This window comes from Gryllotalpicola sp. CP2-P1 (assembly GCF_057512245.1).
On the sequence record NZ_JBLRDT010000005.1, the window covers coordinates 1 to 20,719 of the forward strand.

General features: G+C 69.5%; 15 protein-coding genes. 10 read left to right on the forward strand and 5 right to left on the reverse strand.

Going from position 1 to position 20,719, the window contains the following annotated elements; genetic code table 11:
• Together ACM2XV_RS00945 and ACM2XV_RS00950 are read left to right on the forward strand one after the other, a co-directional pair.
• Positions 1 to 1,078 (forward strand): DUF8094 domain-containing protein (locus ACM2XV_RS00945; RefSeq protein ID WP_487025690.1); only part of this gene is annotated, 1,078 nt, incomplete at its 5' end.
• Positions 1,078 to 2,028, forward strand: a complete 951-nt coding sequence (locus ACM2XV_RS00950) for a co-chaperone YbbN (RefSeq protein ID WP_487025691.1) — start codon at positions 1,078 to 1,080, stop codon at positions 2,026 to 2,028. The genes ACM2XV_RS00945 and ACM2XV_RS00950, both read left to right, overlap by 1 nt.
• A gap of 185 nt (positions 2,029 to 2,213) precedes the next feature.
• On the opposite strand, the gene glgB is transcribed toward ACM2XV_RS00950, so the two are convergent.
• Entirely contained in the window at positions 2,214 to 4,439 is a 2,226-nt protein-coding gene (gene glgB, locus ACM2XV_RS00955; protein ID WP_344778743.1) for a 1,4-alpha-glucan branching protein GlgB, read from the reverse strand.
• The gene (locus tag ACM2XV_RS00960; RefSeq protein ID WP_425553497.1) at positions 4,439 to 6,457 is read right to left on the reverse strand and encodes an alpha-1,4-glucan--maltose-1-phosphate maltosyltransferase; all 2,019 of its coding nucleotides are present in this window, start codon (positions 6,455 to 6,457) and stop codon (positions 4,439 to 4,441) included. The genes glgB and ACM2XV_RS00960 overlap by 1 nt, the downstream gene beginning before the upstream one ends.
• A gap of 110 nt (positions 6,458 to 6,567) precedes the next feature.
• Here ACM2XV_RS00960 and ACM2XV_RS00965 point away from each other — a divergent pair, with 110 nt between their 5' ends.
• Both ACM2XV_RS00965 and glgP read left to right on the forward strand, forming a co-directional pair.
• Complete coding sequence (locus ACM2XV_RS00965) at positions 6,568 to 9,093, forward strand: glycogen/starch/alpha-glucan phosphorylase (RefSeq protein WP_487025703.1); 2,526 nt, start codon at positions 6,568 to 6,570, stop codon at positions 9,091 to 9,093.
• Positions 9,094 to 9,107: 14 nt separating this feature from the next.
• A complete protein-coding gene (gene glgP / locus ACM2XV_RS00970) occupies positions 9,108 to 11,675 on the forward strand; it encodes an alpha-glucan family phosphorylase (protein WP_344778745.1) in 2,568 nt (855 codons plus the stop codon).
• A gap of 7 nt (positions 11,676 to 11,682) precedes the next feature.
• On the opposite strand, the gene glgX is transcribed toward glgP, so the two are convergent.
• Entirely contained in the window at positions 11,683 to 13,740 is a 2,058-nt protein-coding gene (gene glgX / locus ACM2XV_RS00975; protein WP_344778747.1) for a glycogen debranching protein GlgX, read from the reverse strand.
• Between the two features lie 19 nt (positions 13,741 to 13,759).
• Here glgX and ACM2XV_RS00980 point away from each other — a divergent pair, with 19 nt between their 5' ends.
• Positions 13,760 to 14,923 (forward strand): cysteine desulfurase family protein, encoded by a 1,164-nt coding sequence (locus tag ACM2XV_RS00980; RefSeq protein WP_487025692.1) that lies wholly within the window; start codon positions 13,760 to 13,762, stop codon positions 14,921 to 14,923.
• A gap of 154 nt (positions 14,924 to 15,077) precedes the next feature.
• Here ACM2XV_RS00980 and ACM2XV_RS00985 read toward each other — a convergent pair whose 3' ends face one another.
• The gene (locus ACM2XV_RS00985) at positions 15,078 to 15,617 is read right to left on the reverse strand and encodes an EXPERA domain-containing protein (RefSeq protein WP_344778751.1); all 540 of its coding nucleotides are present in this window, start codon (positions 15,615 to 15,617) and stop codon (positions 15,078 to 15,080) included.
• Positions 15,618 to 15,676: 59 nt separating this feature from the next.
• Here ACM2XV_RS00985 and mnmA point away from each other — a divergent pair, with 59 nt between their 5' ends.
• Genes mnmA through arr form a run of 3 tightly spaced genes read left to right on the forward strand, consistent with a single transcriptional unit; the run spans position 15,677 to position 19,598 of the window.
• Entirely contained in the window at positions 15,677 to 16,783 is a 1,107-nt protein-coding gene (gene mnmA, locus ACM2XV_RS00990; RefSeq protein WP_487025693.1) for a tRNA 2-thiouridine(34) synthase MnmA, read from the forward strand.
• A 51-nt stretch (positions 16,784 to 16,834) separates the two neighbouring features.
• A complete protein-coding gene (gene ligA, locus ACM2XV_RS00995; RefSeq protein WP_487025694.1) occupies positions 16,835 to 19,192 on the forward strand; it encodes an NAD-dependent DNA ligase LigA in 2,358 nt (785 codons plus the stop codon).
• On the forward strand, positions 19,182 to 19,598 hold the full coding sequence (arr, locus tag ACM2XV_RS01000) for an NAD(+)--rifampin ADP-ribosyltransferase (RefSeq protein ID WP_344778757.1): 417 nt from the start codon (positions 19,182 to 19,184) through the stop codon (positions 19,596 to 19,598). Before ligA ends, arr begins: the two co-directional genes overlap by 11 nt.
• Positions 19,599 to 19,611: 13 nt before the next feature.
• Here arr and ACM2XV_RS01005 read toward each other — a convergent pair whose 3' ends face one another.
• Entirely contained in the window at positions 19,612 to 20,202 is a 591-nt protein-coding gene (locus tag ACM2XV_RS01005) for a TMEM175 family protein (protein ID WP_344778759.1), read from the reverse strand.
• Positions 20,203 to 20,213: 11 nt separating this feature from the next.
• Here ACM2XV_RS01005 and ACM2XV_RS01010 point away from each other — a divergent pair, with 11 nt between their 5' ends.
• Together ACM2XV_RS01010 and gatC are read left to right on the forward strand one after the other, a co-directional pair.
• Positions 20,214 to 20,360: a hypothetical protein gene (locus ACM2XV_RS01010; protein ID WP_344778761.1), complete on the forward strand. Its 147-nt coding sequence runs from the start codon at positions 20,214 to 20,216 to the stop codon at positions 20,358 to 20,360.
• 55 nt (positions 20,361 to 20,415) lie between these two features.
• Positions 20,416 to 20,715 carry an Asp-tRNA(Asn)/Glu-tRNA(Gln) amidotransferase subunit GatC gene (gene gatC / locus ACM2XV_RS01015; RefSeq protein WP_344778763.1) on the forward strand — a complete coding sequence of 100 codons (300 nt, stop codon included), beginning with the start codon at positions 20,416 to 20,418 and terminating at the stop codon, positions 20,713 to 20,715.
• The last annotated feature ends 4 nt before the right edge of the window (positions 20,716 to 20,719 follow it).

The following is a 20,719-nucleotide window of genomic DNA, read 5'->3' on the forward strand; positions in this document are numbered from 1 at the left end:
TCGCGGCTTCATCGCCGTCCCGGTCGTGCTCGCGGGCGCGCTGACGCTGGCCGGCTGCTCGTCGGACTACTGGCCCGCGGTCGGGCAGTCCGCCACGCCCTCGCCGAGCACGACGCCTCTCGCGACGCAGCTTCCCGGGGAGGGCAAGGACCACCCCGCGCCCGCGGTGACCGAACCGCAGCTGCGGAACATCGTGACCCGCATCGCCGAGACGGCGAAGACGGCCGACGCGAAGCTCGACCCTGCCCTGGCGGCCACGCGGTTCACCGGCGCTGCGCTCACAGAGCGTCAGGCGAGCTACAAGATCCGGCACGCCAAGCCGCAGTACCCGGCGCCCGCCGCGATCCCCGTGAACCCCAAGCTGTCGATCGTGCTTCCGCAGGCCACCGACACGTGGCCGCGCGTGGTCAACGTCATCGTGGAAGACCCTGCGACCAAGAGCGCTGCGCCGCTCGACCTCACGCTCACGCAGGATTCGCCGCGCGAGAACTACAAGGTCGCCTATTCGGTGACGATGCTCGGCGGTGCGAAGATCCCCGACCTGGCCCCCGCCAACATCGGCTCGACTCTGGTGCCGCCCGACTCCAAGCTGCTCGCCGTCGCGCCGAGCCAGCTCGCACAGAGCTACGCCAGCGTGCTCGCGCTGGGCTCGAAGAGCCCGAGCGCGAAGGAGTTCGACCTCAAGGACGACGCGCTCGTCAAGCAGGTCGGCGCCGAGTTCAAGGCGCAGACCATCAAGGAGCTCGTCGACAAGAAGGGCGCGGCCAACCTCGCCTACGCCGACCAGCCCGGCACGAACGCGCCCGTTGCGCTTGCGACGAACAACGCCGGGGCGCTCGTCGTCGCAAACGTCGCCGAGACGCAGACCATCAAGCCCAATGACCCCGCGGCCGAGATCACGCTGCACGACCCGAACGGCGCCACCGCAGCGCTCACGGGGCTCACGAAGACGAACAAGGGCTTGGAGACCGATTACGGCTACCAGCTACTCTTCTATGTGCCGCCTGCCGAGTCTAAGGAGCAGATCAGACTGCTCGGCTTCGCGCAGGCCGTGACCGGTGCGAAGGAGTTGCCATAGTGAGTGACGAGAGGGCCGCGCAGGCAGCAAGCCTGCGTGGTGCGATCGATCTGTCCGCCCTTGTGAACCGCCCCGACCCGGCTGCCGCCGGGGCCGCGGGTGCCGGTGAGGAATCCGGTGCCGGCCGGCTCATCGTCGACGTCGACGACCGCACGTTCACGCAGCTCGTCGAGGTCTCGCGCACGGTTCCCGTCGTCGTCGACCTGTGGGCGTCGTGGGCCGAGCAGAGCACCCGCCTCTCGGCGACGCTCATCAAGCTCGCGCGCGAATACGCCGGCCGCTTCGTGCTGGCGCGGGTCGAGGCCGAGCGCAGCCCCCAGCTTGCTCAGGCGTTCCAAGCGCAGCAGGTGCCGACGGTCGCCGCCGTCATCGGCGGCCGCCCCGTCGGTCTGTTCGTCGGCGAGCTGCCCGAGCCCGAGATTCGCGATGCGGTCGAGCAGGTTCTGGCGTTCGCCGCGCAGAACGGCGTGACCGGCACGGTTCCCGTCGACGACGCGGATGCCGGGGCCGAGGCCGCCGAGCCCGAGCCGGCTCCGCTGCCGCCCCTGCATCAGGAGGCGTACGACGCGATCGAGCGCGGGGACTTCCAGGCGGCGATCGATGCCTACACCAAGGCCATCGCCCAGAACCCCGGCGACGACGAGGCGAAGGCCGGTCTCGCGCAGGTCAGCCTGCTGCACCGCCTGCAGGGCAAGACGCTCGACGAGCTGCGTGCGGCCGCTGCCGCCGCGCCCGACGACGTCGATGCGCAGCTCGGAGTCGCCGACGCTGACGTGTCCGGGGGCCATGTCGAAGACGCCTTCGATCGCCTGCTGACGCTCTTCCCGAAGCTCGACGCCGAGGGCAAGAACCGCGTGCGCGAGCGGCTCGTCGAGCTCTTCGCGGTCGTCGGCGCCTCAGACGCGCGCGTGGTCAAGGCCCGCGGCCGCTTGGCCTCGCTGCTGTACTAGCTTCCTGAGCCCGGCTGCATCCAGCTCCAGGCGCGCGGGCGCACCTGCTCGAACGGGGTCAGCGCGGCGACTTCCGCCTCGGCTGTATCGAAGACCGACGGCGGGATCTCGGCCGTGGCCGCGACGTGGCGCTGCGAATACGCGCGGATCGGGTCTTCGCGCGGCTCCCGCGCGTCATCGGCTCTTCAAGCCGGAGCGGCGGGCGCCTCGCGAACCTCCGGCGGCGTCGGGCGCAGGAAGACCGCGCCGAGCGGCGGCAGATTGACCGCGGCGCTGGCGGCGCGACCGCCCCAGGCGAGATCGTCGGCGTGGACGCGGCCGAGGTTGCCCACGCCCGAGCCGCCGAAGACCTCGGCATCCGTGTTCACGATCTCGGCCCAGTCGCCGCCGAACGGAAGGCCCAGCCGGTAGCCCAGGTGCGGCGCGCCCGAGAAGTTGAAGGCGCAGACGATCGGGCCGTCCTCGCTCCACCGCAGGAACGCCAGCACGTTGTGCTGCGCGTCGCCGGCCTCGATCCACTCGAAGCCGCGCGGCTCGGTGTCGTAGCGCCAGAACGCCGAGTTCTCGCGGTAGACGCGGTTGAGCTCGCCGACGAGCGAGGCGATCTGACGGTGGTCGTCATGGTCGAGCAGGTGCCAGTCGAGGCCCTTCGCCTCGCTCCACTCGGCCCACTGGCCGAACTCCTGGCCCATGAAGAGCAGCTGCTTGCCGGGGTGCGCCCACATGAAGGCGAGGAACGCCCGCAGGTTGGCGCGCTTCTGCCAGTGGTCGCCGGGCATCTTGTCGATGAGCGAGCCCTTGCCGTGCACGACCTCGTCGTGGCTGATCGGCAGGATGAAGTTCTCGGAGTACGCGTAGACCATCGCGAAGGTGATCTCGTTGTGGTGGTACGAGCGGTAGGCGGGGTCGCGCTCGATGTACTGCAGCGAGTCGTGCATCCAGCCCATGTTCCACTTGAAGCCGAAGCCCAGGCCGCCGCCGCTCGTGGGGCGCGTGACGCCGCTCCAGCTCGTCGACTCCTCGGCGATCATCATGATCCCGGGGTAGCGCTTGTACGCCGTCGCGGTGGTCTCCTGCAGGAATCCGATCGCCTCGAGGTATTCGCGCCCGCCATGGATGTTGGGGATCCACTCGCCGTCATTCCGCGAGTAGTCGCGGTAGAGCATCGAGGCCACCGCGTCGACGCGCAGGCCGTCGACGTGGAAGGTCTCGAGCCAGTACAGCGCGTTCGCGTAGAGGAAGTTGCGCACCTCGGTGCGGCCGAAGTCGAAGACGTAGGTGCCCCAGTCCTTCTGCTCGCCGAGGCGCGGGTCCGCATGCTCGTAGAGGGGCTGGCCGTCGAAGCGGGCGAGCGCCCAGTCGTCCTTGGGGAAGTGGCCGGGAACCCAGTCCATGATCACGCCGATGCCTGCCTGGTGCAGGCGGTCGATCAGGTAACGCAGATCGTCAGGATGCCCGAAGCGGCTGGTCGCCGCGTAATAGCCGGTGACCTGGTAGCCCCACGAGCCGGCGAAGGGGTGCTCGGCGAGGGGCATGAACTCGACGTGGGTGAAGCCGAGCCAGGTAACGTACTCGATCAGCTGGTCGGCGGCCTCGCGATAGTTCAGGCCGGGGCGCCAGGAGCCGAAGTGCAGCTCGTAGATCGAGATCGGCTTGTCGTGGTGGCTCGTGCGGCGCGCCTCGAGCCACTCCGCGTCGTGCCACTCGTAGCGGCTCTCGCCGACGACCGACGCCGTCGCAGGCGGCACCTCGGTGTACTGCGCGAGCGGGTCGGCCTTGCGCACCCAGTCGCCCGACTGCGTGCGAATGTCGAACTTGTAGAGGGCGCCGACATCGAGACCGGGGACGAACAGCTCCCACAGGCCGCTGCCGCCCATCGAGCGCATCGCGTGGCCCGTGCCGTCCCAGCCGTTGAAGTCGCCGACCACCCGCACGGCGGTGGCGTTGGGCGCCCACACGGCGAACGCGACGCCCCTGGTCGCGGCGGCGACGCCCCAGTGCTCGCGCACGTGCGCGCCGAGGGCGTTCCAGAGCTCTTCGTGCCGCCCCTGCTGGATCAGCCACGTGTCGGCCTCGCCGAGCGTGGGGGAGAAGCGGTAGGGGTCATCCGCGGTGTAGACGCTGCCGTCGTCGTAGCGCGCCTCGATGACGTAGTCGCTGAAGCCGGTGATCGACACGCCCTGCCAGATGCCGAACCCGAGGTGCGCGAGCTCGACGTGCGCACCGGAGGCGAGCACCGCGTGCACCGACCGGGCGAGCGGGCGCAGCGTGCGGATGACGGTCACCGGGTCGCTCACGCTGCCTGAGGCGACCGGATGCTGGCCGAGCACGGCGTGCGGCTCGTGATGGCGGCCCTCGGCCAGTGCCTGCAGCGTGTCGTCGGCGATGCGGGGCAGGGTGACACTGCTCATCAGCTGGGCTCCTTCACGTGCAGGATGTGCACGGGCTCGTAGAACGAATCAAGCCGGACGTAGTTGCGTGCCGCCCAGGACCAGCGCTGGCCGGTCACGAGGTCGCGCACCTCGAACTCGGCGCCCGGCTCGAGCCCGAGCGCCGTGACGTCGAGGTGCACGATCGTCTCGCGCACCGAGTGCGGGTCGACGTTCGCGACGACGATCACCGCGTCGGACTTCCCCGATCGGCTGAAGGCCCCGTCGAGGTGCTTCGAATACACGAGCACCGCGTCGTCCTCAGAACTGTGCAGGGTGAGGTTGCGCAGCTGGCGGAGCGCGGGGTGCGCGTTGCGGGCCTGGTTCAGCATGGTCAGATACGGGGCGAGCGAGTCGCCCGAGGCGAGGGCGCGGCCGAAGTCGCGCGGCTTGAACTCGTACTTCTCGTTGTCGATGTACTCCTCGGCGCCGGGGCGGGCGACCGACTCGTAGAGTTCGTACCCGGAATACACGCCCCATAGCGGCGCGGCGGTCGCTGCGATCGCCGCGCGGATCTTGAAGGCCGGCCGGCCGCCGAACTGCAGGTACTCGGTGAGGATGTCCGGTGTGTTCACGAACAGGTTCGGGCGGTAGAAGGCCGCCCAGTCGCGCGAGATCGTGGTGAGGAACTCCTCGAGCTCGACCTTCGTGTTGCGCCAGGTGAAGTACGAATACGACTGCTGGAAGCCGGCCTTGGCGAGCGTCTGCATGACGGCGGGCCGGCTGAACGCCTCGGCGAGGAAGACGACCTCGGGGTGCTCGCGGTTCACGTCGTGAATGAGCCATTCCCAGAAGCGCAGCGGCTTCGTGTGCGGATTGTCGACGCGGAAGATGCGGACGCCGAGCGAGATCCAGTACTCCACGATCCGGCGGATCTCGGCCCTCAGCCCGTCGTAGTCGTTGTCGAAGTTCAGCGGGTAGATGTCCTGGTACTTCTTCGGCGGGTTCTCGGCGTACGCGATCGTGCCGTCGGGCAGCGTCGTGAACCACTCGGGGTGCGAGCGCACCCACGGGTGGTCGGGGGAGGCCTGCAGCGCGAGGTCGAGTGCGACCTCGAGCCCGACCAGCTCGGCCTTGCCGAGGAAGTGCTGGAAGTCCTCGACCGTGCCGAGCTCGGGGTGGATCGCGTCGTGGCCGCCCTCGGCCGAGCCGATCGCCCACGGCGAGCCCGGGTCGTTCGGGCCGGCGTCGAGAGAGTTGTTGGGTCCTTTGCGGAACGAGTGCCCGATGGGGTGGATCGGCGGCAGATAGACGACGTCGAAGCCCATCGCCGCCACCTCGGGCAGCCGCAGCGCCGCCGTGCGGAAGGTGCCGGACTGCCAGCTGCCGTCGGCGCGCCGCTTCGCGCCGACGGAGCGCGGGAAGAACTCGTACCAGGCGCCCAGGCCCGCGCGCGCGGGTTCCACGACGATGCGTCGCGTGAGCGACAGCGTCTGCAGCGACACGACGGGCCGCTCCGTCATGATCTGCGTGAGGCGGGCGTCGGATGCCGCGGCCAGACGGGCCTCGGGCGGCGTGGCCTCATCGCGCAGCGCCGCGGCCGTGTCGGAGAGGTAGCGGCGCTCGGACTTCGGCCTCCGCTTGTCCGCCGCCGCGCGCTCGGCGAGGATCGCGCCTTCCAGGAAGGTGACGGCGACGTCGACCCCGACGGGGATCTTCTTGTCGGCGACCGCACGCCAGGTGGCCCACTCGTCGGCCCACGCCTGCATCCGGAAGCGCCACTCGCCCTCGGTCTCGAGCAGGGCGAGGGCGCCCCACCTGTCGGGGTGCTCCGCGCCGAGCGGATGCATGCGATGCGTGCTCTCCTCCCCGTCGGGGGAGCGCAGCAGCAGGTCAACGCCGATGAGGTCGTGCCCCTCACGGAACGCGGTGACCTCGAACGGCACCACTTCGCCGGCGAACGCCTTGGCGGGGAAGAGCCCGCCGTCGACCTCGGGGGACGGCTCGAGGAGCGGGATCCGGCCCAGGACGGGAGTGAAGGCATCCGTGTCGTTCGCCACGATGCGAACCTATCGCGTATCGAACGCGATACAGCACGGTAACGAGACCTCAGTACGTTACGACTGTGAGCGAATTCGACATGCTGGAGGCCGTAAGGCCGAACACCCCGATGACCGCAGACGAGGCCCAGACGAGCGAGTCGCGACACGTCGGCCCGAGCTTCCAGCCGACGCATCCGCTCGCCCTCGCGCCCGTGACCGCGCCGCCGCACTCGGTCGACGGCTTCGTGCGCGAGTTCCTGCGCGAGTTGAACACGAGCGCGGGCGTCACGCTGTCGCGCTCGACCGTCAACGACCAGTACCTGTCGCTCGCTCGCACGGTGCGCCACTACCTGTCGGCGCGCTGGCTCGAGAACACGCGCAAGATCCGCGACACCAAGGCGAAGATGGTCGGCTATCTGTCGGCCGAGTTCCTGCTGGGGCGGCAGCTCGGCAACGCGCTGCTCGCCACCGACCTCGAGGAGATCGCCGACAAGGCGCTGGCCTCCTGCGGGATCGACATCGCGACGCTCCGCGCCCAGGAGGTGGAGCCGGGCCTCGGCAACGGCGGCCTCGGTCGCCTCGCCGCCTGCTTCATCGACTCGCTCGCGACGATGGGAGTGCCGTGCATCGGCTACGGCATCCGCTACGAATACGGCATCTTCCGGCAGACCTTCGTCGATGGGCAGCAGGTCGAGCAGCCAGACACCTGGCTGACGCTCGGCAGCCCCTGGGAGTTCCCGCACCCCGAGCACGCGGTGCAGGTCGACTTCGGCGGCCACACGGAGAAGTACACCGACACCGACGGTGTCGAGCGCAGCCGCTGGGTTCCGGCATGGAACGTGCTCGGCATGCCCTTCAACTACATGGTGCCCGGCTATCAGAACGGCCAGGTGAACACGCTGCGCTTGTGGAGCGCGCAGGCGACGAAGGCGTTCGACCTGTCGATCTTCAACAGCGGCGATTACGCCGAGGCCGTGCGAGCCCAGACCTTCGCCGAGAACATCACCAAGGTGCTCTACCCCGAGGACTCGACCCCGCAGGGCAAGGAGCTGCGGCTGCAGCAGCAGTACTTCTTCGTCGCCTGCTCGATCCGCGACTTCCTCGACCGGTTCATCCTCGACGGCGACGTCAGGTCGCTGCCCGACCGGGTGATCTTCCAGCTGAACGACACCCACCCGGTGATCGCGGTGCCCGAGCTCATGCGCGTGCTCGTTGACATCGAGAAGCTGGAGTGGGAGGAGGCGTGGGAGATCACCAAGAAGTGCTTCGCGTACACCTGCCACACCCTGCTTCCCGAGGCGCTCGAGGTGTGGTCGACCGAGCTGCTCGGCCGGCTGCTGCCACGGCACCTCGAGATCATCTACCGCATCAACGACGAGTTCCTCGCCGAGGTGAGGGCGGCGTTCCCGAACGACGAGATGCGCGCGCGGCAGATGTCGATCATCGCCGAGTACCCCGAGCGGGCGGTGCGCATGGCGTACCTCGCGACCGTCGCCGGCTCGAAGGTGAACGGCGTCGCCGAGCTGCACTCGCAGCTTCTGCGCGACAAGGTGCTGCACGACTTCTCGGAGTACTGGCCCGAGAAGTTCACGAACGTGACGAACGGGGTGACCCCGCGCCGCTTCCTGCGGCTTGCGAATCCCGGGCTGTCCGAGCTGATCACCGAGACGCTCGGCACCGGCTGGCTCACGGATCTCGAGCGGCTGGCCGAGCTCGAGCCGTATGCAGAGGATGCCGAGTTCCGCGCGGCCTTCGTCAGGATCAAGGCCGCGAACAAGACCCGGCTCCGCCGGCTGCTCGAGGCGCGCGACGAGGTCGCTGTGCCCGATGGGCACCTGCTCGACGTGATGGTCAAGCGGCTGCACGAGTACAAGCGACAGAGCCTCAAGCTGCTGCACATCGTGAGCCTCTACGAGCAGATCGTCACCGGGAAGCTCTCGGCGGACGAGGTCACGCCGCGAACCTACGTCTTCGGGGCGAAGGCGGCGCCCGGCTATCGGATCGCGAAGGAGACCATCCACCTGATCAACTCGGTCGCCGCCGTGGTGAACCGCGACCCGCTGGTGAAGGATGTGCTCAAGGTCGTCTTCCCCTCCAACTACAACGTCACCCTCGCCGAGACGCTGATTCCCGCGGCCGACCTCTCCGAGCAGATCTCGCTCGCGGGGAAGGAGGCGTCGGGCACCGGCAACATGAAGTTCGCCCTGAACGGCGCGCTGACGATCGGGACCGACGACGGCGCCAACGTCGAGATCCGCAAGCTGGTCGGCGACGACCACTTCTTCCTGTTCGGGCTGAGCGAGCCCGAGGTGACCGACCTTCAGACGGCGGGCTATCGCTCGCACGAGTTCTACGAGAGCGACCCCCAGCTGAAGGCGGCGCTCGACCTGATCGCCTCAGGGCACTTCTCAGGCGGCGACCGCGGGGTGTTCGAGCCGCTGGTCTCGAACCTGCTCTACGACGACCGGTTCATGGCGCTCGCCGACTTCCGCTCGTACGTCGACACCCAGGCGAAGGTCGACGCGTACTACGCCGATCAGGACGCCTGGGCGCGCTCGGCCGTGCTCAACGTGGCACGCAGCGGCTACTTCTCGTCCGACCGCTCCATGCGCGATTACATCGACCGCATCTGGCACACCAGGCCGCTGCGCTAGATAGCCTGAGCAGCGTGAAGGCCATTCGCAGATTCACCGTTCGCGCGGTGATCCCCGAACCACTTTCCGCGCTCGAAGAGCTCGCCCTGAACCTGCGGTGGTCGTGGCATCGGCCGACCCAGCGGCTGTTCCGAGCCATCTCCGACGAGGCCTGGCATGCGAGCCACGACCCGATCCAGCTGCTCGGCGCCGTCGAGCCCGCTCGCCTCGAGGCGCTCGCCGCCGACCCCGGCTTCGTGCAGCAGGCGAATGAGCTGCGCGACGAGCTGAGGCGCTACATCACCGAGCCGCGCTGGTACCAGGGTCTTGAGGGCGCGCCCGCGTCGGTGGCGTATTTCTCGGCCGAGTTCGGCGTGGCGGCGGCACTGCCGCAGTACTCCGGGGGTCTCGGAATCCTCGCGGGCGACCACCTCAAGGCGGCATCCGATCTCGGCATCCCGCTCATCGGCGTCGGGCTCTTCTACCGCTCCGGGTACTTCCGCCAGTCGATCTCGGGCGACGGCTGGCAGCACGAGTCCTACCCCGTGCTGGACCCCGACGGGCTGCCGCTGTCGGTGCTGCGCCGGCCAGACGGCATGGCAGCGCGCGTGTCGCTCGCGCTGCCCGACGGGCGCTCGCTCTCTGCGCGCGTCTGGGTCGCCGCGGTCGGCCGCGTCAAGCTCCTGCTGCTCGACACGAACATCCGCGAGAACGACGAGGACCTGCGCTCGGTGACCGACCGGCTCTACGGCGGCGGGGGAGAGCACCGGCTGCTGCAGGAGCTGCTGCTCGGCATCGGCGGCGTGCGCGCCATCGACCTCGCGGTCGAGCTGCTCGGGCTGACGCCCCCGACCGTGTTCCACACCAACGAGGGCCATTCGGGCTTCCAGGGGCTCGAGCGCATCTCGAATCTCATCGGCGACGGGCTGAGCTTCGACGAGGCGCTTCAGGTCGCGCGCGCGGGCACGGTGTTCACGACGCACACGCCGGTGCCGGCGGGCATCGACCGCTTCGAGCGGCCGCTGATCGAGCGATACTTCTCGACCGCTGATCTGCTGCCCGGCGTGACGCTCGACCAGGTGCTGAGCCTGGCGCTCGAGTCGCAGATGGGCGGCCCCGACAGCGTGTTCAACATGGCGGTGCTGGGGCTGCGCCTCGGGCAGCACGCCAATGGCGTCGCGAAGTTGCACGGTCGTGTGTCACGTGCGATGTTCCGGCCGCTGTGGCCCGGCTTCGACGCGGATGAGGTGCCGATCTCGTCGATCACCAACGGCGTGCACGCGCCCACGTGGGTCGACTCGACGCTCGTCGCCCTGGCCGAGGCGCACTTCGGCACGGGCGACACCACGCGCGTCGACTGGGAGAGCGAGCAGTTGGCGGATGCCGCACTGTGGGCGGCTCGCAACGAGATGCGTGCGGCGACCGTGACCGACGCACGTCGGCGCGTTCGTGCCGCGCACACCGTCACCGGCGGCATCGCGCCCGCCTGGACCGAGCAGGTGCTCGACCCGGGTGCCCTGACGATCGGCTTCGCGCGGCGCGGCGCGAGCTATAAGCGCCTCACGCTGATGCTCCACGACAGGGAGCGGCTGCGCGGCATCCTCACGGACCCCGAGCGCCCCGTGCAGATCATCGTGGCGGGCAAGGCGCACCCCGCCGACGACGACGGCAAGCGCCTCATCCAGGAGCTCTACGAGTTCGCCGAGCAGCCCGACATCCGCGGCCGCATCGTGTTCCTGCCGAACTACGACATCACCATGGCGCAGACGCTGTACCCCGGCACCGACGTCTGGCTCAACAACCCGCTGCGGCCCATGGAGGCATGCGGCACGAGCGGCATGAAGGCGGCGCTCAACGGCTCGCTGAACCTCTCGATTCTCGACGGGTGGTGGGACGAGTACTACGACGGCAGGAACGGCTGGGCGATCCCGTCGGCCGATTCCGCGGGGGATGCCGCCGAGCGGGACGCGCTCGAGGCGAACGCCCTCTACGACCTCATCGAGCACCAGATCGCGCCGATGTTCTACGACCGTGACGACGACGGCGTGCCGGCCCAGTGGCTCGCGCACGTGCGCTATGCGCTGAAGACGCTCTCGCCCGAGCTCTCGGCCGACCGGATGGTCATGCAGTACGTCGACGAGCTCTACACGCCGGCGCATCACTTCGCGACGACGCTTGCGGCCGACCGGTTCGCCGCGGCCCGGTCGCTCTCGGCCTGGAAGAAGAAGGTCGTGGCGGCGTGGCCCCAGGTCGCCGTGGCGCACGTCGAGTCGGGCGGCCTCGACGCGGTGCCGCAGGTCAACGACGCGCTGCACGTGCGCGCTCACGTCGCACTCGGCGAGCTCACGCCCGACGACGTGCGGGTCGAGGTGGTCTACGGCCACAGCGAGCCGGCGGCGGGGGACGAGCTCACGGAGCTGCGCTCGCGCGAACTCGCCGTGGACACCGACGCCGCGGCGGCCGATGGCACGGGAACGACCGCGTTCACGGGCACCGTCGTGCTCGACCGCGCAGGGTCCTTCGGCTACACCGTGCGCGTGCTGCCCAAGAACGAGTTGCTCGCGGCGCCGGCCGAGCTCGGCCTCGTGGCCGTGGCGGGCTGACGGCGCGTCAGGCGAAGTCGCGGCCGCTGCAGCGGAACAGGCGCAGCGACGCCGAGTCGAGCGTCACGACGTCGCCGGGGCGGAACCACTCGGTCGACGACCGCGGTGCTTCGTCGGCGCTGTCCCAGACGAGCTCGTAGCCGTCGACGCCCTCGTGTGCCGGCAGCGTGACGTCGACGGCGGTCTCGAGCCCGTGCACGATGAGCAGGATGCGGTTGAACTCCTCGAACTCGGGCGTCGAGGCGGCGATGTACTGCAGGGTGCGGGCCGAGGGGTCCTGCCAGTCGTCCAGCGCCATCGTGTTGCCGCCCGCGTCGTACCAGTCCATCTGGCTCGACTGCGGCACGTGCTCGCCGAGCTTGGCGTAGCGCACGGGGCGCACGGCGGGGTTCTCGAGGCGCAGGCGGATGAGCTCCGCCGTGACGGCACGCAGGCTCGCGGCATCCTCGTCGTGCTCCCACGACAGCCACGTGAGCTCGTTGTCGTGGCAGTACGCGTTGTTGTTGCCCTGCTGGCTGCGCCCGAACTCGTCGCCCGCGGTGATCATGGGGACGCCGGCCGAGAGCAGCAGCGTTCCGAGCAGGTTGCGCATCGCCCGGCGCCGCGTCGCGAGGATCGCGGGGTCCGTCGTCGGCCCCTCGGCGCCGTGATTGAACGAGCGGTTGTTGTCGGAGCCGTCGCGGTTGAACTCGCCGTTGCCGAAGTTGTGCTTGACGTCGTACGAGACGAGGTCGGCGAGCGTGAAGCCGTCGTGCGCGGTGACGAAGTTGACGGATGCCAGGGGGCCGCGCTCGGCGCTGAAGGTGTTCGACGAGCCGGCGAGGCGCGTGGCGAGCCCGCCGATTCCGGTCGACGCGGTGCCGTGGTCGCGGGCATCCGCGATATCACGCAGCCAGAACTGGCGCACCCGGTCCCGGTAGCGGTCGTTCCACTCGCTCCACCCGTCGGGGAAGTTGCCGGTCTGCCAGCCGCCGAGCCCGACGTCCCACGGTTCGGCGATGAGCTTGACGCCCTGCAGTTGCTCGTCGTCGGCGAGGCCGGCGAGCAGCGCGTGGTCGCGATTGAAGGCGCCGGTCTCGTCGCGGCCGAGCGTGGCGGCGAGGTCGAAGCGGAAGCCGTCGACCTGGCACTCGTTCGCCCAGTAGCGGATGGAGTCGCGCACGAGTTCGCGCGCCGCGGCCTGGCCGAAGTCGACCGTGTTCCCACAGCCCGTGACGTCGTAGTACGTGCCGTCGTCAAGCTGGCGGTAGTAACTGGAGTTGTCGATGCCGCGGAAGCTCGTGCGCGGGCCGCCGAGGCCGAGCTCAGCGGTGTGGTTGTAGACCACGTCGAGGACGACCTCGAGGCCGGCCTCGTGCAGCAGCTTCACCATGCCCTTGAACTCGCGCAGCACGGCGCTCGGCCCGAGGCTCTGGGCCGACTTGGTCGCGTAGGGGGAGTGCGGGCTGAAGAAGTTGACGGTGTTGTAGCCCCAGTAGTTCGACAGGCCCTGGCGCAGCAGCCGCGGCTCCGACGTGAAGTAGTGCACGGGCAGCAGCTCGACGGTGGTGACGCCGAGGCTCGTCAAGTACTCGATCGACGCGGGGTGGGCGAGACCCGCATAGGTGCCCCGCAGCTCCTCGGGTACGGCAGGGTTCAGCTTCGAGAAGCCGCGCAGGTGCGCCTCGTACAGGACCGTCTTGTCGAGGGGGTGCCCCGGCTTGCGCGACGAGCCCCAATCGAAGGCCTGGTCGACGACGACCGCGCGCCACTCGTCGGCCCGCAGCTGCACGACACCCTTGGCGTAGGGCTCGATGAGGTTCGGCGTCGGGTCGAAGGCGTTGCGCGGGCCGTCGGGGCCGTCGACGCGGATCGCGTAGCGGGTGTCGGGGGTGAGCCGGGAGGAGCCGCCGGACCAGACGTCGTCGGCGCCGCGTGCGAGCTCGACGGTCTCGACGACCCAGTCGGGGTCCTTGCGGTCGAAGATCACCAGCTCGACCCGGGAGGCGTTCGCACTCCAGACGCCGAGCGTTCCGCCGGCTTCGCTGAGCGTCACGCCCAGAGGGGTCGGGGCCGTCTCGGACATGGTGTCTACAGTAGTGAGCGTGGGCGTCTACCTGGACCACGCCGCGACGACGCCGATGCTGCCCGAGGCCATCGACGCGTACGCGCGGGCGATGAGCGAAGTCGGGAACCCGTCGTCGATCCATTCGGCCGGGCAGAACGCTAGGCGGCTGCTCGAAGAGGCGCGCGAGGCCGTCGCCGCGTCAGTCGGGTGCGACCCCATCGAGGTCGTCTTCACCTCCGGCGGCACCGAGGCGATCAACCTGGCGCTCAAGGGCGGCTTCTGGGCGGCCGCCCCCGGGAAGCGCCGGCTCGTGGTGCCCGAGGGGGAGCACCACGCGACGATCGACACCGTCGAGTGGCTCGCGGCGCACGAGGGCGCCCAAGTCACGTGGGTCGCGCTCGATGAGCAGGGCGTGATCGAGACGGATGCCTGGGCCGAAGCGCTTCACGGCGACGATGTCGCGATGGCCTCCGCGCTGTGGGTGAACAACGAGGTCGGGGCGATCGAACCGGTCGACGCGCTCGCCGCGGCTGCGGCATCCGCTGGGGTTCCCCTGCACCTCGACGCGGTGGCGGCTTATGGACACGTTCCGATCTCGTTCCGAGAGCTTGGCGTGGCCGCACTTTCGGTGTCGGCGCACAAGGTGGGCGGCCCGGTCGGCATCGGCGCGCTCGTGCTCTCGCGGAAGGCGAGTGTCGTGCCGATCGTGCACGGCGGCGGCCAGCAGCGCAACGTGCGGTCGGGCACGCAGGATGTCGCCGCCGCGGTGTCGTTCGCGGTCGCAGCGCAGGCCGCGGTGGCCTCGCTCGACGCCGAGCGCTCGCGGCTCACGGGGCTGCGCGACCGGCTGATCGCCGGCGTGCGGGCCGCCGTGCCCGAGGCGCGGCTCTCGGGCCCTGAGGGCTCGGCTCGCGTGGCCTCGAACGCGCACTTCACGTTCCCGGGGGCGCAGGGCGACTCGCTGCTCTTCCTGCTCGATGCGGCCGGGGTCGCGGTTTCGACGGGGTCGGCGTGTCAGGCGGGCATCCCCGAGCCGTCGCACGTGGTGCTGGCCATGGGGCGCGCCGCGGAGGAGGCATCCTCGTGCCTGCGCGTGACCCTCGGCAGAACGACGACGCAGGCCGACGTCGATGCGTTCCTCGCGGCGCTGCCCGATGCCTACGCGCGTGCGGCGCGGGCCGGTTTCACGACCTCAGCCTGACGCGGCCACCGAGCCTCTCACGCGGCGACACTAGATGCCGTTTCGTCGGCGTGGGGCGACAGTCGATGTCGCTATCCGCGCCGAAAACGGCATCGAGTGTCGCCCCGGGAAGGCGTCGAGGCACCTAATGTCGCCCGGTGCGGCGCGGCAACCGTCACCACTTCCGGGTGAAGGGCAGGGGCTTCCGCATGCGGATGAGCAGCAGCAGCGGGAAGAGCACGTACGGGCCGTTGTAGAGCAGGAAGATGAGCGGGTGCGGGGTGCGCTGGCCCTCGGGCCCGAAGAACTCGACGCCGAAGATCGGGATGCCGGTGAGCGAGATGATCATCGTCGCGTAGATCACCGAGGGCAGCTGGATCCAGTTCCAGCGGCGCACGATCGCGATGATCAGCACGATGTAGAAGGCGATGTAGCCGAACGCCGAGGTGCCCGAGATGAAGCGCAGCCAGAGGGGGTGCGACTGGTAGAGCGGGTCGAAATTCGACGAGTACGTGTAGTTCCACCGCACGAGGATGTTCGGCGAGTTCGGCACCTGGTCGAGGCCGAGGCCTTCGACCGAGTCGCTGATGACGCAGCTGACGATGAAGAGGCTGAAGACGACGAGGAACACGATGTCCATCGGGCGCTGCCTGAGCGGAAGGTTCGGATTCGTGGTCGCCGTGGTCGCGGGGGAGTCTGAGACTGCTGTGGTCACTCACGTGACGCTAATACGCTCCGGGCCATCGTGCGGGCACCGAAACGTAGACTGAGGCCATGCGTGTTCTGGCAGCGATGAGCGGTGGTGTCGACTCCTCGGTGGCTGCGGCGCGCGCGAAAGACGCCGGCCATGACGTCGTCGGCGTGCATCTCGCGCTCTCGCGCATGCCCGGCACGCTGCGCACGGGCTCGCGCGGCTGCTGCACGATCGAAGACGCGATGGATGCCCGCCGCGTGGCCGACCTCATTGGCATCCCGTTCTACGTCTGGGACTTCTCGGAGCGGTTCAAGGCCGACGTCGTCGACGACTTCATCGCCGAGTACGAGGCCGGCCGGACGCCCAACCCCTGCATGCGCTGCAACGAGCGCATCAAGTTCGCCGCTCTTCTCGAGAAGGCGCTCGCGCTCGGTTTCGACGCCGTCGTGACGGGGCACTACGCGACGGTGCTCACCGATGGCGAGGGCAACCGCGAGCTGCACCGGGCGGCGGCGTGGGCGAAGGACCAGTCCTATGTGCTGGGTGTGCTGACCGCCGAGCAGCTGGCGCACGCCATGTTCCCCCTCGGTGCGACGCCGTCGAAGGCCGAGGTGCGGGCCGAGGCCGAGGCGCGCGGATTCGTGACGGCGAAGAAGCCCGACTCCTACGACATCTGTTTCATCGCCGACGGCGACACCCGCGGGTGGCTCGCCGAGCACGTTGGCATCTCGAACGGGGCCATCGTCGACCGCTCGGGCGAGGTCGTCGGCACCCATGCGGGTGCCCAGGGGTACACGGTGGGCCAGCGCCGCGGGCTCAACCTGACCGTGCCCGCGCCCGACGGGCGGCCGCGCTTCGTGCTCGAGGTGAAGCCGGCCACGAACGAGGTGGTCGTCGGCCCGAAGGAGGCGCTCGACATCGCCGAGCTCGCGGGGTCGCGCTTCACCTGGGCCGGGCTGCCGCCGCAGCATCCCGAGACCCCGTTCGAGTGCGAGGTGCAGATCCGGGCCCACGCCGACGCGGTGCCGGCGACGGCTGTCGTTCGCGACGGCGAGCTGGTGATCACGCCGCACGCGCCCATCAACGGGGTCGCGCCCGGGCAGACCGCCGTCGTGTACGTCGGCACGCGCGTGCTCGGTCAGACGACGATCGACCGCACGGTCAGCGCGGTTCCTGCGGGCGTCTGAGCGGCGCGTCAAGCGCCTGCCGGTGTCGGCGGTTCCTCCTAGTCTGGAGCAGTGGCAGAACTGACGCAGCAGCAGCAGGCCGCGGCCGAGGTCGACGAGCTGACCGAGCGCATCAACGGGGCGCGCGAGGCGTACTACGGGGCCGATGCTTCGCTGGTCGACGACGCGACGTACGACGCGTGGATGCACCGGCTGGAAGAGCTCGAGCGGCTCTTCCCCGAGCTCGCCAAGCAGGACTCGCCGACGCAGACGGTCGGCGCTGCCGATGAGACCGGCCTCGACACGATCGAGCATGCCGAGCGCATGCTCAGCCTCGACAACGTCTTCTCGACCGACGAGCTGCGCGAGTGGTGCGCCAAGGCGCAAGAGACCGCGGGGCGCCGGGTCGACTGGCTGACCGAGCTCAAGATCGACGGCCTCGCGATCAACCTGCGCTACGAGAACGGCGTGCTGACATCGGCCGCGACTCGCGGCGACGGGCGCATCGGCGAGATCGTCACCGAGAACGCGCTGAAGCTCGATGACATCCCTCAGAGGCTGCGCGGCTCGGGGCATCCGCCCCTCGTTGAAGTGCGCGGCGAGGTGTTCATCCCCGTCGCAGCCTTCGAGACGCTGAACGAGAAGCAGGGCGAGTTCCGCGAGCGCTACGTCGCCGAGAAGCGTGCGCAGCACGAGGCGCGCTGGGGCGACAAGCGGGTGTTCGACGAAGAGAAGGCGAAGGGCACCGCGGGGCGCATGTTCCCGGCGTTCGCCAACCCGCGCAACGCGGCGAGCGGAGGCCTCAGGCAGCAGCTCGACAAGAAGAAGACGGTGCTCGAGCGCGAGGCATCCATCGCTCGCATTGCGTCTCTGCGGCTGTACGTGCACGGGATCGGCGCATGGCCGAACCCGCCCGTCGCTTCGCAGAGCGAGGTCTATGAGTTGCTGGATTCATGGGGGCTGCCGACCAGCCCGTACTCCAGCGTGTTCCCCGACATCGACGGGGTGATCGGCTTCGTCGAGAAGTACGGTGCCGAGCGGCATTCCGTGCTGCACGAGCTCGACGGCATCGTGGTGAAGGTCGACGAGCTCGCCCTGCACGACGAGATGGGCGCGACCAGCCGCGCGCCGCGCTGGGCGATCGCGTTCAAATACCCGCCGGAGGAGGTGCAGACGAAGCTGCTCGACATCGTCGTCTCCGTCGGGCGCACGGGGCGCGCGACGCCGTTCGCCGTGATGGAGCCGGCCCATGTGGCGGGCTCGGTCGTGCGGCAGGCGACGCTGCACAACCAAGACGTCGTGAAGGCGAAGGGCGTGCTGATCGGCGACACGGTCGTGCTGCGGAAAGCGGGCGACGTGATCCCCGAGGTGCTCGGGCCGGTGGTCGAGAAGCGCGACGGCTCCGAGCGCGAGTTCGTCATGCCCGAGCGCTGCCCCGAGTGCGGCACCCCCTTGGCGCCCGCTCGCGAGGGCGACATCGACCTGCGCTGCCCGAACGCGCGCTCGTGCCCTGCGCAGGTGCGCGGCCGCGTCGAGCACATCGGCTCGCGCGGTGCGCTCGACATCGAGGGGCTCGGCGAGGTGGGCGCCGCGGCGCTCACGGAAGGCACGGCCGAGCGCCCGGCGCTGCTCGCGACCGAGGCGGGCCTCTTCGACGTGACCATCGAGGACCTGTTCCCGATCCGCGTGCTGGTGCGCGATGTCGAGACCGGCGAGCCGCGTGTGCGCGACGACGGCAGCTACGACTACCGCACGCCGTTCCAGCGGCGGCGCAGACTCACCGGCCGTGGCGCGGACGCGCCGTACGACCCCGACGCAGAGGAGTTCTCGGGCGACGAGCTCGCCGTGCCGTCCAAGGCAGCCGAAGAGCTGATCGCCGAGCTCGAGAAGGCGAAGACGAAGGATCTCTGGCGCATGCTGGTCGCGCTGAACATCCGCAACGTCGGCCCGGTGGCGGCGCGGGCTCTCGCGGGGTACTTCGGCTCGCTCGACGCGATCCGTGCGGCATCCCTCGAGCAGCTCGCCGAGGTCGAGGGCGTCGGCCCGATCATCGCAGGCTCGCTCACCGACTGGTTCGCGGTCGACTGGCATCGCGAGATCGTCGAGCGCTGGGCCGCTGCGGGGGTGCGGTTTGAGATCCCGGGCCACCCGGGCCCGGGCGCCGCGCAGGAGACCGGGGGAGTGCTCTCGGGCCTGACCGTCGTCGCGACCGGGTCGCTCGAGGGCTTCTCGCGCGAAGGCGCGAACGAGGCGATCATCGCCGCGGGCGGCAAGGCGGCCTCGAGCGTCTCGAAGAAGACCGACTATGTGGCCGCGGGGCCGGGCGCCGGCTCGAAGCTCGCGAAGGCCGAGGAACTCGGCATCCCGATTCTGGATGCCGCACAGTTCGCGATCCTCGTGACGGAAGGGCCAGCAGGACTTGGGCTCTGAGAACGAAGCGCTCGACGACGGGCCGTTCTACCACGGCACGAAGGCCGACCTGAGGGTGGGCGATCTGCTGACGGCGGGGTTCCGTTCGAACTACCGGCCCGAGATCGTGATGAACCACATCTACTTCACTGCGCTGCGCGATGGAGCGGGCCTCGCCGCCGAGCTGGCCGCAGGCGACGGCGAGCCCCGGGTCTATCTGGTCGAGCCGACCGGCCCGTTCGAGAACGACCCGAACGTGACCGACAAGAAGTTCCCGGGCAATCCGACCCGCTCGTACCGCAGCAGCGAGCCGCTGCGCGTCGTGGGCGAAATCCGCGACTGGACCCGGCTCGCGCCCGAGGCGCTGCAGGAGTGGCGCGACCGCATTTCGGCGATGCGCGACTCGCGCGCCGAGATCATCAACTGACGGGCCATCCGCGTCAGGCGTCGGCGTTCCGCTGCAGATACCGCTCCACGCGCCGGTCGGGCACCAGCCAGATCAGCGCGACGACGATCGGCGGCACGAGCCCGAGCCACGGGGCGATGAAGGCCAGCCCGATGCCGATCAGGTAGAGGATCGGCGAGAGGATTCCCTTGAGGTCGCGGCCAAGCGCCTCGCGCAGCGCATCGCCTGACGGCGTGCGGAAGATCGCCCGCTGGAGCAGGTAGTAGGCGACGGCGGCGCCGAGCAGATTCACGCCGTAGACCACGGTCGGGTCGCGCGCGATCGACGACTCGTCGAGCCAGCGCTGCGTCAGGGGCACGAGCGAGAGCCAGAGCAGCAGATGCAGATTCGCCCACAGCACGCCCCCGTTGACGTTGTGGACCACCTGGAACAGGTGGTGATGGTTCGACCAGTAGATGCCGACGTACACGAAGCTCATCAAGTAGGTGAGCAGGCCGACGCCCGCGCTCTCCCAGAACTGGCGAATCGTGTCGCCGTGCTCGGGCAGCTTCAGCTCCAGCACCATGATCGTGATGATGATGGCCAGCACGCCATCGCTGAACGCCTCCAGTCGATTGCTCTGCATGCCCCCGATCATTGCAGGCGTCGCGACAGGAGTCGGTCGAGCGAGCCGGCAAGCTCTATGCCCCCGACGACATCCGGCCGATCGACGTTGTCGCGCTGATGCACGGGAAGCTGGCGCGGGCCGGCATCTCCGGCCTCGACATCCGTCTGATCGCCTGAGGCGGCCAAACTAGGATGGTCAGGTAATCCCGCTACGCACATTCGACGGAGCCGCATGTCTGAAATCAGCACCGACCTGGTGCGCCATCTCGCGGGTCTCGCCCGCATCGACCTCTCCGATTCCGAGCTCGAGAGCCTCACGGGCGAGCTGGCGCAGATCGTCGACAGCATCGCGAAGGTGAGTGAGGTCGCGACCCCCGATGTCGTCGCGACGAGCCACCCGATCGCGCTGTCGAACGTCTTCCGGGAAGACGAGGTGCGCCCGTCGCTCAGCGTCGAGGACGCGCTGCGCGGCGCACCCGAGCGCGAAGGCGACCGCTTCAAGGTCGCGTCGATCCTGGATGAGGAGCAGTAGAGCG